Origin of the sequence: Niabella hirudinis (genome assembly GCF_051201075.1) — a bacterium.
Classification (GTDB): domain Bacteria; phylum Bacteroidota; class Bacteroidia; order Chitinophagales; family Chitinophagaceae; genus Niabella; species Niabella hirudinis.
This window is the reverse complement of record NZ_JBPEHJ010000015.1, coordinates 38,727-53,539: the sequence shown is the minus strand read 5'-3', so window position 1 is coordinate 53,539 and position 14,813 is coordinate 38,727. Positions and strand designations below refer to the sequence as shown.

General features: G+C 49.0%; 9 protein-coding genes. 4 read left to right on the top strand and 5 right to left on the bottom strand.

Translation table 11 applies throughout. The annotated features are described in order from the left end of the window. Positions 1-20: 20 nt before the first annotated feature. Genes GGU45_RS19790 through GGU45_RS19775 form a run of 4 tightly spaced genes read right to left on the bottom strand, consistent with a single transcriptional unit; the run spans position 21 to position 6,288 of the window. Complete coding sequence (locus tag GGU45_RS19790; RefSeq protein ID WP_435227722.1) at positions 21-1,040, bottom strand: DUF5007 domain-containing protein; 1,020 nt, start codon at positions 1,038-1,040, stop codon at positions 21-23. Positions 1,041-1,060: 20 nt separating this feature from the next. After that, the gene (locus GGU45_RS19785; protein WP_435227720.1) at positions 1,061-1,732 is read right to left on the bottom strand and encodes a fasciclin domain-containing protein; all 672 of its coding nucleotides are present in this window, start codon (positions 1,730-1,732) and stop codon (positions 1,061-1,063) included. Between the two features lie 34 nt (positions 1,733-1,766). Then, complete coding sequence (locus GGU45_RS19780) at positions 1,767-3,308, bottom strand: RagB/SusD family nutrient uptake outer membrane protein (RefSeq protein ID WP_435227719.1); 1,542 nt, start codon at positions 3,306-3,308, stop codon at positions 1,767-1,769. Positions 3,309-3,327: 19 nt separating this feature from the next. Further along, entirely contained in the window at positions 3,328-6,288 is a 2,961-nt protein-coding gene (locus tag GGU45_RS19775) for a TonB-dependent receptor plug domain-containing protein (protein WP_435227716.1), read from the bottom strand. A 442-nt stretch (positions 6,289-6,730) separates the two neighbouring features. On the opposite strand from GGU45_RS19775, the gene GGU45_RS19770 reads away from it, so the two are divergent. The 4 genes from GGU45_RS19770 (at position 6,731) to GGU45_RS19755 (ending at position 12,233) form a co-directional block, all read left to right on the top strand. Continuing rightward, positions 6,731-10,801: a hybrid sensor histidine kinase/response regulator transcription factor gene (locus tag GGU45_RS19770; RefSeq protein ID WP_435227714.1), complete on the top strand. Its 4,071-nt coding sequence runs from the start codon at positions 6,731-6,733 to the stop codon at positions 10,799-10,801. 184 nt (positions 10,802-10,985) lie between these two features. Further along, a complete protein-coding gene (locus GGU45_RS19765; protein WP_435227712.1) occupies positions 10,986-11,192 on the top strand; it encodes an AtpZ/AtpI family protein in 207 nt (68 codons plus the stop codon). Then, positions 11,189-11,608, top strand: a complete 420-nt coding sequence (locus GGU45_RS19760; protein WP_435227710.1) for a hypothetical protein — start codon at positions 11,189-11,191, stop codon at positions 11,606-11,608. Before GGU45_RS19765 ends, GGU45_RS19760 begins: the two co-directional genes overlap by 4 nt. Beyond that, positions 11,601-12,233 carry a SprT-like domain-containing protein gene (locus GGU45_RS19755; RefSeq protein ID WP_435227708.1) on the top strand — a complete coding sequence of 211 codons (633 nt, stop codon included), beginning with the start codon at positions 11,601-11,603 and terminating at the stop codon, positions 12,231-12,233. Before GGU45_RS19760 ends, GGU45_RS19755 begins: the two co-directional genes overlap by 8 nt. Before the next feature lie 190 nt (positions 12,234-12,423). Here GGU45_RS19755 and GGU45_RS19750 read toward each other — a convergent pair whose 3' ends face one another. Further along, positions 12,424-14,694: a monovalent cation:proton antiporter family protein gene (locus GGU45_RS19750; protein WP_435227706.1), complete on the bottom strand. Its 2,271-nt coding sequence runs from the start codon at positions 14,692-14,694 to the stop codon at positions 12,424-12,426. Between the last annotated feature and the right edge of the window lie 119 nt (positions 14,695-14,813).

Sequence of the window (14,813 nt, the reverse complement as noted above, 5' to 3'; positions counted from 1 at the left end):
ATTCATATCTGCTAAAAAAATTAATCGTTACTAAACTTGGGCGTTTCCTTTTTAAAGGCGAAAATGATTTCCCAATCGCCCTTTGTATAAATGGCAAAGTCAAACTGCATATTGGCTACCTGGCGCTGGCCGCCGAACCCGATGCGCTCGTAACCAAAATCAAGATGCGCGCTGGTACCATCGATATTGGTATAGGCCGTCCGCCGCTGCACCAGGGGTATGGGATAGGCCACATCATATTTTACATAGGTGCTGGTTTGCTTCATATTAAAACCATGAATCAGCGTAGCCCATTTGGTAAGGTTGAATTTTGCCGGGTCAATCAACTGATTGTCGGCATCTAAAAAGCGAAAGGTCAGGGAGGATCCTGTATTGGATACCTTATGAAAAGTAACCTCTACATCGCTGGAATAAATGGCGCTTTCTGTTGAATCGCCAATCATCCCGGATACGGAACCGGGGCGCAGGGCTTCGTCCACAACGTTGCCGGTAATGATGTCCGCCTTGTTGGGTGCGTATTCCTGTTCCCGGTAGGGAAGCAGCCGCAGTCCTTCAATAATTTTACGCCCGCCTTTATTGCTTACCTCCACATCAAATACGTAGCCGGAATCGGGCTGCGGGCGCACGATATTGGAGTTGGCGCTCTGCCACATAATAAACTCGCCCGAATGATCTCTTATTTCAAATACCGGGTGCTCTTCGATCTTTCTTTTTGCTTCTATGGCTGCTAATGAAGTTTCCAGCCCGGTATAGGGCTCGGTCCATACCTGCACCGGAAAAGGCTTTTGCAGCTCGGGAGCCGGGCCGCCGTCATAGGTGCGGATGTTGAGCATCCGGAAACTTAATGGCCGGGAGGAGTTGATGTCCGTGAAATTATCGGCAAAAAGCGTGGTCCTTCCCAAAAACGGCTGGTAGGTTGTTGTTGTAAACTGTGAGCTCAGGTCAAAAGCATCCTTATCAGAAGGAAGATATTTTTTATAACAACCCTGCAAACCCGCAACAGACAAGAGCAGCAAGGTTCCCAAACAAAAATTTTTCATTGTATACTTATTTATCGGCACTATTGATTCCATCGTTGTATTACTTGTTCAAACCCAAATTGATTTGCATTCGCCAATACATGCACAATACCGTTGGTGGCTTTAATGTTCACCACCTGGGTGGGCGCTACCACCCATTTTGAAGCAAATCCGGATCCGTTTGTATAAGCAAAATTGACGCTCACCGGTCCCCCGTTTACAATACCCTGCGCCCCATCGATAGATCGCTGGGCATGAAGCGAATCCTGGTACCGGATGGATTTCAGAAACAGGCCATCTACAAAAAGCATGCTGTCCGTAGGATAGTAGCCCCTTACCGCATACAGGTCTATTAATGTATCCAGCTGGGCGGCATCCACGGTTTTCAGATCCAGCGGCGGTTTATTGCTTCCCAGGCGCACTACGTTCAGGTTTTGAAACGCCAGCCGGAAATTATTGTTCACGGGTGCAAAAATGGTATACCGGCCTGCGGCGTTGCTCAGACTGTCTTTCAGCCAGGGGCTCCGGTCCATCGCTTCCAGGAGCGAGTCAAAAACTCCGGGCTTCGACCGGAGGTATTCATAAATGGTGCCGTTGAATACATTTTCCTTGTTGGCAAAATCATAGTACCCGTCCGGCTTTCTCTGGCAGGAAGCGCACCAGGCCAACACCCAGCACAAAACAGGCACAAGAATTATAGCTACTTTTTTCATTTTAATCAATTTTATCTGCAGGCAAATCGGTTGTTTATTTCCAGTAGGGGGTTTGCTCAACTGATGAATTCCTGTCGATTACATCCTGGCTCACCGGCCAATAAATACCCCCCTTTTGCCGCATTGCATTAAAGGCTGCATCATTATTTTTTATTTGTTTATAGCGTACCAGGTCGTACCAGGCCCAGGCCTCGCCCATCAGCTCGCGCTGCCGTTCGTGAAAAACCTGTTCCAAAAGATTGTCGGTAGTGTTTAAAAGGGCCAGGCCGCGGTTAAATCGGATTTCATTCAGTACATCCAGCGCATCGCCCGGCTGCCCCAGCACCGTAAGCGCCTCGGCTTTTAACAACTTCAGTTCCTCAAGCCGCGTAAATACCACGGGTGAACTGTACACTGTAATTACATTCGTATTTTGCCCCGCTGTATTTTGCTGTGTACCCCCGGTTCCAATCACTTTTATCTTACTAAAAATGGTAAGGTTTGAGGACGACTCTGAAAAATAAGCGGAATGCGCCACCCCGGCGCTATCCAGGTAAAAGCGCTGGTCGCCCGGCTCGTTAAAAACGCTAACAATGCGGGTATCGGGCACATACACCAGGGGGTTGGCCCGGGGAATAATCGGGTTGGCCAGCGTCAGGTTTTCAAGATGCCCTGTGGGGGTAGATTCTCCGTCAGCGGCTGAAAACCCAAGTGAAAACACCTGGTTGGTATTCTGATTCAAAAAGAACCCATCCGAGCGGGTAAGATCATACACCGTGGAAGCATTGATACCGGACAGGGCCGCATTACTGATTACGAAATCTACATATACCGATGCATCGAGGTACCGGTTATCCCAGGCAGCTATATGTGCCATATAGGCATACGCTGCATTACGCGTAACCAATGATCCGGCCCATTTGCTCCGGTCGCCCCCGTAATACTGGCCGGGAAAATAGCTGGCCAAAACATCTCCGTATACATACGGCAATACCGGCGCGGCGGCCTTTAGTTGTTCCTCCGCATATTTTAAAACAGCCCGGCCCTGCGAACGCGGAATCTTTGGAAATGTGCCATCATAGGATTGGGTCACCAGCGGCACATCGCCCCAGATGCGTACCATATAAAAATAGGTGATGCCAATCAGCGCTTTCATCTGAGCAATGTCCACGCTGTTGTTCAGCTTTGTGTACTGGGGATCTCTTTTTAATATTTCGCCGGACCGCTCTATAAACAAATTGGCGGCATTAATGACTGCATAAAATTTTCGCCAGTTGGAAACCTCATTTAAAAGGCTGTACGATTGTTTGAGGTTACCATCGATTACGGCCTGCAGATCGGGCCGGTTCATGGCGGCAAACACCCCTCCTCTCAACTCTCCATACAGCCAGTACGCTTCATTTTCAGCAAGCGCCGTGCGCAGCAGTCCGTAGGTTCCCAGCAGGGCCGAACGCGCATCATTGAGTGAGGACCAGGCATTGCTTTCATTAACCAGGTTGGTGGCTTTTATATCCAATATTTTCCGGCAGCCGCTTCCCGCTGCTGCTATGAGCAGCAGGACTATTGCCAGGTTGATCATTCTGTTTCTAATACGCATGGTAATACTGTTGCTGTTTTTAGAGATCCACTTTTACTCCCAGGATAAAACTTTTTGGCAGGCGAAGGCCATATCCTGTATCATACCCGTTGTACTCAATAAGCTCCGGATCACGGCCTTTATACGGGCTGACGGTTAATAAATTGGTACCCGTTACATACAAATAGATCCGCTGTATTTTTTGAAGGTTTTGTTTTTTACGGATCTCGTAGCCAAGGTTCACTGTTCTGAGTTTGAGGTAGGAAGCATTTTCCATAAACAGGTCCTGGTTTACCTGGTAGGGATGTACATCGCTCCACTGGTTGTACAGTTCGTACTGGCCGGGATCCACCTGTTTTTCCCAATAGGTGATTTCCTTCATACTCTCAAGCGTATTGGCATTGTCGCGGTCTATAAACCCATAGTAGCTGGAGGCTACCTGGTTCATAGCGTATTTCTTCAACGCAAAAACCAATTGAAAACCAAGATCAAATTTTTTGTATACAAACTGGTTGGTGAACCCGCCGCTTATACGGGGCAGATAGTTGCCGGTTAATACCCGGTCCTTATCATCAATATTATAATCGCCGTTTACATCGGCCCATTTAGGGTCTCCGGCTTTCAGCACCACTCCCCGGTAGGTCATGGGCTGCCGGGTTTGAGGATTTACGGGCACTTCCGCATCGGAATTGTAGATTCCGTTATTTTGCAGCAGCCAAAACTGGTCAACTGGTTTTCCTGTTTCCAGCAAGCGGTCGTTCGTAATCACTGAGCTTCCCTCCGGCAGTGCTTTTAGTTTATTTTTGTTCATGGCCAGGTTCAGCGTGCCCGTCCAGGAAAGTGTCTGGTCCTTTCCGGCCTTTCCGGTAACCGTGGCTTCCATACCGGTGTTATTTACCACCATCCCTGGTTTCCATTCATAATTGTAGCCGGACTCTGCCGTTACCGGGGCGGGAAACACGATGTTCCGGTTATCTTTATTGTACCATTCTACCGTTACATTTAACGTATTTTTCAAAACGGAGAAAGATGCCCCGGCGTTCAGCTGTGTGCTGTAGGCCCATGGAATATCGTAACCCACCCATCCGTAATTATAAGGGCGGGAGTAAACGCCGTAGGAATTGTAAGAACCAAGAGCCGGATAGTCGGCCCAGCCCACCTGGGGCTGATACTGGGGCCCAGCGCCAATATTCTGATCTAACCGCAGGTTTCCAATACGACCCCAGGAAGCAAACAGATCCAGCTGTGAAAAGACGCCCGATGCCAATAAGGGCTGTAAATGGTAGGTGGCGTCCACTGCGGAGGACACAAACCACCGGCTGTCCGGCTGCATAGCAGACGACCCATCGCTGCGCAGCAAAGCCCCCAGGTCCAGATTTTGTACCGGGTTAAAATCGGCCCTGCCATAAAAACTCATTAAGCGCTGCTGCATCCTGTCGGTAAACCCGGATACCGTAAATCCATTCGACTTCAGGTATTTGGCCGGATTTTGTTTATCGCCACTGACCACATTGATCTTGATATAATCATTGGGCCCGTTATAACCGATACCATAATTATACCTCTGGATGTCGCCGGCATAGCTGATACCGCCTTTTAGTTTCAACGTGCGGCCGCCGGAAAAATATTTCCGGTAACCCAGGGTATTATCAATAATCAGCCGCTGGTTAAACCCAAAGTAGTTGGATGCATAGTTGGTTCCATCAAACAGGTTGCTGTTCCAGAACAGATCCCGGCGCCCTTCATTGTAATCGAAGGCAATCCGCGCATCGTAGTTCAGATTTTTGGCCAGCTTCAGGTTGATATTCCAATATCCCTGGATGGAAGTGGTGGCATTTTTATCAATCGTGTTATCATATAACTGTAAAAACGCGTCATAATTGGTTAAGTTGGGCGAGAGGGGCTCCCGGGTATTGGGCAAATAACGCATTTCCGCAAACCGGTCGGTAAAGCTCCGGTTCCGGTCGCGATTGAGGAAGCTGGCGTTCACCATGCTCGACAGGGTAAGCCACCTGGTAGGCATCATATTGATAAAGAAGGATCCGGTATACCGGTCAAACCGGGTATCATCAGCGCCCGCCGCCGAACGGGTATAATCGCCAAAAAAACGGAAATTAGCCCTTTCAGACCCTCCTGTTAAGCTTGCATTTACAGAATACAGCGGTGTATTTTTGTAGTACCGGTCCGTCCAGTTGGAGGGGCCATAATAACTTACATTGGAAGAGTCGCTCAAGTAGGCCGGCATTGAAACCAGGCTGGCCGCCGGGCCGTATTTTGTATAAAAGGGCATCCGGAAATCCTTTTCATAGGCGGCGTTGATGGTGGTAATCTTTGGCTCCTGAACATAGCCGAAGTAGCTGTTAATGCTCACCTTATTGTCTCCTGCAGCGGCTGTTTTGGTCGTAATATAGATAGCGCCGTTGGACGCCAGGGGCCCCAGCAGGGCCACATCCTTATAATCTTTTACCACGCGGATTTGCTCAATATTATCCAGGCTCAGCGTTGACAAAAGGCTGGTAGCCGGCCCCGCAGGATTTACAGAATAGGATTGCACATTGTATATAAAGGGGTTATCCTGTATCAACGGAATCCCGTTTACATAAACCGTTGGCTGCACCTCATACATATCTTTAACGGAAAGAATGGGTTTGGAAGCGCCCCGGAGATACATAAACTGCCTCCAGCTGCCCGGCTCCCCGGTGTTTTCCTGTACATACAGGCCGGCGGCAGCCCCCTTTAAATACTGCGGTACACTAACCAGGGGCATTTTCCCCTGCAGCGTTGTTAAAACGGAGTCGCCCCTGGAGGCCAGCTCATAGGCTACCGGTTTTAAAAAATCGGCATCGTACAACCGGATATCCGGCGCAGCGGAATCCTCCGCTGGTATAGTATCCCTTTGATGAATGAAAGCGCTCCTGTACATACTGCCATACGCCGCTGCGCGGGCACTATTGGAACAAATGCTTCCAAAAACAAAGGCAATGAATAGCAATTTTCTCATTATTAAAATATAGATCGTTTTTGCTTTAAATGACAACCGCATAAAGGGTACTACAGCTCCGGACCAACCGCCGTTTTCAGCAATCAAAATGGCTTTTTTCAATCTTCTCTCAATTTCAATTTTCTATATGCACAATCAATCCTGCTCTGTATTGCTAAAGTGCAGCTGTTTTGCCACGGATAAGGGCGATAATCCTGCTTAAAAAGGGGGAAAAATCCGTTCCTTCTTTTTCAAAGACACAACAATATGATTATCAAATATTTAACAAAACAAGGTTTCTGAAACAAACGGAGCACTCCTACATTTTACATCAAAAATCCCCTTACATTTGTGGCCATTCCCTGTTTTTTCCGGGTTAATTGACCAACAAAAACCATCGCGGACCAACAAAACGCCCGCTGCCAGAAAGAAAAAATGAAAGGAAGCCTGTTTTTCTGCCGCTATGCACGGCCATTACAAATATTATAGCTGGGTCCTGGCACTGCTATCCTGTTGTATCATTACGGCGGGGCAACCGGTATCATTTACCAACCTGAGCTCGGACCAGGGGTTGTCACAAAATACCGTGCTGGCTATTGCCCAGGACAATACCGGTTTTATATGGCTGGGTACCCGGTACGGGCTGAACCGCTACGATGGGTACCGTTTTAAAACCTATACCAACGACCCGCTGGACAGCAGTTCTATTTCTAATAATTATATTAATACCATTTGTTACAACCCGGCTTCGGGGCTTTGGATTGGTACCGAAAAGGGCCTCAATAAATTCAATCCTCAAAAAAACCGGTTCGAACGGGTCCCCCTGGGAAATGACGCCGCCTCCCGCGCACCGGTTATTGACTGGATCATCAGCGATAAGAACCGCGTCTGGGTGGGCAGTTTCAGCGGGCTCTATATACTTACAGATCCCAAAAAATACCAGTTTAAACGGGCCGACCAGCTAGGCATACTCAAGCCCGAAGAAAATAAAAGGGTACGCCGGGCATTTATGGATTCGAGGGGCGGGCTTTGGCTGGCCGGCGACTCCTGGCAGGGCGCCATGCGGGTCAATATCCGGTCTGCTAACCACGAAAAAAAAATATTTACCGCCGGCAGTAACGATCCGGGCAGCATCAGCGACAATTTTGTTACCGCATTTTACGAGGATGCAGCCGGCGCCATTTGGATTGGCACGCTTAACGGGCTCAACCGCTTTGACCCCGTTACCGGGCAGATTACCCGGTTTTATGCAGACCCTGCCAACCCCTTTTCGATTGCACACGACAATATCCGTGCGCTGGAAAGTGATCCGGCCGGCCATTTATGGATTGGCACCCAGGATGGCATTAGCATTATGGACCCACGTACGCAGCGCTGTGCTTCCTATCGCTATGATGCAAAAAATCCCGAGAGCCTGAGCCAAAACTCTATCCAGAACATCTTCCGCGATACAGAGGGATCGATGTGGGCCGGCACTTTTTATGGCGGGGTTAATATTGTTTATAACCCTGCCCTGAACGCCTCGTCCTGGCAGCAGCACTATACGTTTCCGGCCATCAGCAGCAATATCATCAGTTCGATTGCTACGGACTTGCAGCAAAACCTGTGGATCGGCACCGAGGGCGGCGGGTTAAATTTCGTGGATCGGGAAACCGGCCGGATCCGCAGCTATAAAAATCAGCCCGGGGTAGCGGGCAGCCTGGAATCAAACCTTGTAAAAACGGTATACATGGACCGGGATCAGAACCTCTGGATCGGTACCCACGGGGGCAAGCTGAACCGTTTTGAGGCTAAAACCGGCACTTTCCGGCGTTACCTGGATGAGCTTCATATACTCAATTACCGCCAGGCGGAGATCCCTGCGCTTCTTGAAGACCAGCAGGGCCTTTTTTGGGTAGGTACCAGTGCGGGGCTATACCTCTATCAGCGCAGCGGTACCACCCTGCGGCCCTCGGCGCTGCAATCTGTCCTGGCCCCCCTTCGTTACCCCTATATTACCGCCTTGTTGGAAGACCGGCGGCAAAATGTATGGATTGCCACGCTAAAAGGAATCTGGCGCTTTAACCGGAAAACATTATCGCTCACCCAGCCCGGCTTTGCCACCCTGAAGGGTCAACCCAAGATCAACTGCATTGGCGAAGATGCCAATGGCAATATCCTGCTGGGCCTGTACTACGGGGGATTGGCAGTGTATGATAAAAATCAAAACAATTTCCGCATCCATCCCATTACCCGCAGCCTGCCTAATAACAATGTACAGGGAATCCTTTGCGACAGCGAACAAAACCTGTGGCTCAGCACCGGAAACGGCCTGGTAAAATACAATCCCGGTAAAGATGCGTTCCGGATCTATACCACCAGCGATGGCTTACCCGGCAATGAATTTAACAAGAACGCCTGCCTGAAAAGCGCATCCGGGAACCTCTTTTTTGGCGGAATGAAGGGGTTGACCACCTTTAACCCCGCCTATATACCGGAAAACAAGGACCCGGCCCCGGTTATATTCACCGGCCTCCGGGTACTCAATGAAGCCGTAGGGGTAAAAGATGAAGAAGGGGTTCTTCATAATGATATTAACTACATCAGCCAGCTGACGCTCCCCTATAAAGACAATACCTTTTCCGTTGAATTTGCGCTTTTAAACTTCATTAAACCGGGAAAAAACGTTTATGCCTACCAGCTGCAGGAAGTGCATAAAAACTGGATCAATGCGGCCTTACCGGTGGCCACGTTTACTAACCTTGCTCCCGGCACCTATACACTGGCTGTTAAAGGCGCCAATAATGACGGGATATGGAGCCCGCCCCGGCTGTTAAAAATAAGAGTGCTGCCCCCCTATTGGGCCACCTGGTGGGCTTACCTGCTCTATATCGCCGCAGGCCTTACCATCCTGTTTTTTATTGTGCGTTTTTTTTACCTCCGGGCACTGCTTACAAAGGACCATGCCCTGCAGGAAATGAAGCTGAATTTTTTCACCAATATTTCGCATGAGATCCGCACGCACCTCACCCTGATCCAGGCGTCCATTGAGCAGATAGAGCAGGAAAATCGCCAGCATCCCGGGCTGATGCGTCAACTCACCCACCTGAAATCCAGCACCGGCCGCCTGCTGCAGCTCGTTACCGAGCTGATGGACTTCCGTAAAGCGGAAACTGCAGAAATGCAGCTGCACACCGGCCGCTACGATCTGATCGGGTTCCTGGCGGGCATTTGCGAATCCTTTGAAGACCTGTCGTTAAAAAAGAATATACAGCTGCAGTTTGTGCACGATGAACCGGAATTGTTTTTGTATTTCGATAAAATACAAATGGAGAAAGTAATTTTTAACCTGGTAAACAACGCGTTCAAATTTACACAGGAAGGGGGCCGCATCCGGGTTTATGCACAAAATATTGAGCACAGCGTGATGATCCATATCACGGATAACGGAAAAGGCATCGCCCCCGAATATCTTAATAAAATTTTTAACAACTACTTCCAGGTTCAGGATCACCCCAATGAAAATACCGGCTACGGGATCGGGTTGGCACTTTCAAAATCGATCATCGCATTGCATGGGGGCGTTTTAACAGCAGCCAGCACCCCATCGGGGAACGGCAACCCCGGCGCTACCTGTTTTACCATCACCCTTCAAAAGGGACTTGCACATCTGAAAAATGCGGAACCCCTGCCGGGCCCATACGAAGCGGCAGCACCCTCCCTGCCTCCCGGCGCTCCGGCCCCGCTGGCGCCTATCGGCTATGAGGGATCGGGTCGCCCGGGCATCGTGGTTGCAGAGGACAATGAATCACTGCGCAATCTTATCAGAGAATCGATCGGGGAACCCTATAATATCACGCTTTGCGAAAACGGACGGGCAGGGTGGGAAGCCGCTGTACGGCAAATTCCGGACCTGGTCATCAGCGATGTGATGATGCCGGAAATGGACGGGCTCACGTTATGCGATCAACTGAAAACAGATAGCCGCACCAGCCATATACCGGTGGTATTGCTAACCGCCAAAAGCGCGCAAACCGACCAGATAGCCGGGTTGACGAAGGGCGCCGATGCCTACATTACCAAACCCTTCAGCATACAGGTGTTACAGCTTACGGTAAAAAACCTGCTGGCGGCCCGCGAAAAAATGCGCCAGAAGTTCAGCCATGAATTTACCATTTCGCCCGCTAACACCATCATCCAGTCTGCCGACAAAGACTTTATAGACCGGCTGGTGGATATTATCGAAAAGCACCTTGATGATCCGGCTTTTAGCGTAGATGCGCTTTCTGTAAAGATCGCCATGAGCCAGTCCGTACTTTACAAAAAACTGCGGGCGCTTACGGATATGTCGGTAAACGATTTTATCAAATCGATCCGTCTTAAAAAGGCAGCCCAGCTGCTGCAGTTAAAAACCTATTCGGTAAACGAAATCAGCCTGATGGTAGGGTTTTACGATCGCAAATATTTCAGCCGGGAGTTTAAAAAACAATTTGGCCTTACACCCAGGGAATATGCCAAAAATGAGCCTCCGGCATCCGGGCTGTCCGGGGAATGAATTCGTAACCACATAGGCAAATAGAATTACGATGGCATAAATATCGAATGAGGAATGTAAAAGAAAAAGAGTATAAGTTTGTGAAAAGGAATTTGTCGGTTTTAACCCTGCTCCGTTCTGCATTTTTCATGGGGTGTTTTATATGTTACATTTCTTCGAACCTTTATAAAAGAACTGTTTTATCATGAAAAATAACAGTCCCAACCCCTGGTTAAAATACCTGGGCCTTACCGCCCAATTGCTGGTCATGATTGGCCTGGCCGTTTATGCCGCTATCTGGCTCGATAAAAAGCTGGGAGTTTCTCCATTGTTTTTAATCCTGTTACCTTTGCTGGTTTTAGGAGTTACCTTTTACAAGCTTTATAAAGAAACTATTAAGAATAAACAATGAACCAGTTTAGTACCAAAGCCGCCATCAAAACACCTATCCGGATCATGATCATCGTGTTTGTGGCAATCAGCGCCCTTTTTATTTTCGGAAAGGCGGAATTTCTGAAAAGCAATGTGGATGCCACCGTGGTGCTTGCGGGCAATCTCCTGCTGTTCCTTATCAGCCTGCTCAATATCCTGCGCTCTGCAAAGGCGGCCGACAATCCCAATCCCCACGTTTTTGTGCGGGTATTTTACGGTGGTTTTATTATCCGTTTATTTGCCTGTGCCATTGCAGCATTTATTTATATTTACACACAACAGGGTCGTATTAACAAACCGGCCTTGTTCATCTGCCTGGGTATTTACATCATCTATTCACTGATTGAGACCACTACCCTCAAGAAAATATTCAACAATAAGAAAAACAATGGCTAAAAAACAGGTTCCCATGGGGCAGCTGGCGGCCTACCTGCCGGATGACACCTATGAGGCCGTGCTGTCCTACCTGGATCATTACAAGGTACACCTGACCATTGCCAAAAGCCGTTCCTCTGTTTTGGGCGATTACCGGCATCGCGGGGCTGCACAGCACCACCGCATTAGTGTAAATGGCAACCTGAATAAATACGCCTTTTTGATTACCCTGCTGCATGAACTGGGCCACCTGGTTACCTTTGAACAGTACCAGAACCGGGTAATGGCGCACGGGCCGGAATGGAAGCACCATTACGGCCTTCTTTTGGCACAGTTTCTTGAGAAAAAAGTTTTTCCAGCCGATATTGCAGCCGAGCTAAAACGCTCCCTGCACAACCCGGGCGCTTCTACCTGTGCGGAAGAAGGACTGCAGCGGATCCTGTACCGCTACGATAACCGTAAACAGCACCATCACCTGGTAGAAGAACTGCCTGCCGGCGCCTTGTTTGCCCTGGCCAATGGACGTGTTTTTAAAAAGGGAAAAAAGCGCACCAAACGGTTTGAATGCCTGGAAGTGAATACCGGAAAGCTCTATTTGTTCAGCCCGGTGTACGAGGTGTATGCGCCGGAAAGGTTCCAGGTTTAAAGTTCAATGTTCCAGGTTGGGTTCCATTCTCTGTGTTGGTTCCTTCGTTTTTTAGTTTTCTTCGATATTCGAGATCAGATTTTTCCAATTTAAGAAATGTGAAAATATGGCAATGAAAACCGCACATCAAGTGTGAAAACAGGTTCCAACGTTAGACGTTAAACGTTGAACCGCCAGCATAATGCCGGCGTTACTCCACGATCAGTTTCTGTAACTTCTTCCGGTCGCCTACAATCCACACGATATCGCCCCATTCCAGCACCGTTGAGGATTCAGGATTCAGGATCCGGTCTTTTTCCTTTTCAATACCCACCACCAGGCCGTTGGTCCGCTCGCGAAGGCCGGAGCCGTGTATCGTTTGCCCCCTGAGCTTCGTATGTTCATCTACCAGTACCTTTTGAAGTACAATATCATCGATGCTCATCTCATCATATTCCTGCACTTCCCGCGCATCAAAAACCGGTTTAAAAACAGCCAGCTGATCATCCGTGGCAAGCACGCCCACCCGGTCAAAAGGCAGCAGACGGTTATTTCTTCCGGGGGTATGAATGATTTGCTCGCCCCGCTTTATATACACAATATTGATCCCGAACTGTTCGCGCCACTGCAGGTCTTTTAGCAGGATGCCGATGGCCGTTGCCTGCGGGCTTAGTTCCATTTCCACAATATGGGCATCCCAGGCCTCCAGGTTGGAGCGCATTTCCTTGTTCTTTTGATGCAGATTATTTTCTACAGCATTGGCTTCGGCCGCCACCGTTTCCCGCTCATTCAGGTTGCGCATAAAGCGTTTTTCCATCCGCTGGTAAAACTTCTGGATGCGGTTGGAGAACAGTATCAGCACCAATACGGTAAAGGGAATACCCACCAGCAATGCAATACGGGTGGGTACCAGCGTGTTTACAAAGATGGCCATAAACAAAATGCCCATGGCTACCCGCAGCAGCTCTACAATAAGCAGCGGACCACGGTTATACTTCTTATCCACCCACAATTCCTTATACGCCTGGTTTTTGGGTTTACCGGCCATAAAGGCCCAAAAGAAGGGAGCCGCAGCGGCCAGCGAAATCACGAGTATGATACCATTGCGCAGGTAATTATTGGCTACCCGTTCTTCTACAAACGGCAGCAGGAAGTTTTTACTTACCAGCAGCAGCGCCACCAGGATAATCGTATTGGTAAGCAGGATCCGCAGGTAGGTCTTCAGTACGATCTTCCAGTCGCTTTCGGCCTGGATCTGCTGGGTGCTGGAGGAATATTTATTGATCTTATTCACCCATCTTTGGGGCAACCGTTTCAGGATAAAATTATAGATCGGCTCCGAAAACTTGATCAGGTATGGAGTGGTGAAGGTAGTAATGGCAGAGGCTCCCACGGCGATGGGGAACAGAAATTCGGAGATCACGCCCAACGAAAGGCCCAGCGTGGCCACAATAAAGGCAAATTCGCCAATCTGCGCCATGCTCATCCCCACCTGTACCGATTGCTTCAGCGGCTGCCCGGAGATAAGCGCACCGATGGTGGTGCTGATCATTTTGCCAAACAGTGTCAGCAGGGTGATCCAGCAGATCGGACCGGCATAAGTGGCCATGGCTTTGGGATCGATCATCATCCCTACTGATACAAAGAACACCGCGCCAAACAGGTCCTTTACCGGTTTGATGAGGTGCTCCACTTTCTCTGCCAATGTTGTTTCCGCGATAATAGATCCCATCACAAAGGCGCCCAGCTCGGCGGAAAAGCCAACCTGTGTAGCCAGTACCACCATGCCCAGGCAGAGGCCCAGCGCCAGTATCAGCAGGGTTTCTTCATCCAGCAGCTTCCGGGCTACCCGTAAAAAGGTTGGCAATAAAAAAATGCCCACTATAAACCACATGCCCAGGAAAAAAAGCAGTTTTAAAACAGTAAACAGGATCTGTCCTCCTTCAAAATTCTTGGTAACTGCAACGGTCGAAAGCAATACCATCAGCAGGATTACCACAATATCCTCAACCACCAGCACCCCAAAAACAATCCTTGCAAATTGTTTGGTCTTTACCCCCAATTCATCAAATGCTCTCAAAATAATGGTGGTAGAAGAACTGGCCAGCATCCCGCCCAGGAACAGGCTGTCCATGGTGGTCCACCCCATCAGCTTGCCTGCAAAATATCCGCCCACGGTAATAAAGAGGATCTCCGTAAACGCCGTAATAGAGGCAGTGCCGCCTACCCGTACCAGCTTTTTAAAGCTAAACTCCAGTCCCAGGCTGAACAGGAGGAAGATAACGCCGATCTCCGCCAGCGTTTTTACGTTCTCCTGGTCTACCACATTGGGCGTAAAAATAAAGTGCGGACTTACCAAAAAGCCTGCAATGATATAGCCCAGCACCAGTGGCTGTTTGATTTTGCGGAACAATAAGGTTACAATGGCTCCTGCCATCAGTATCAGTGCCAGGTCTTCAATCAACTTTGGTAAATGCCCCATAAAAAAATTACTCGCTTTGCGGAAAAAATAAGCTTTTTTGGGGAGAAAATTGCTATTATTTCCTGCTGACTGCTCCGGGCCATGCTGATGGATTCTCTTCTGCGATTCGTCAATGTAAA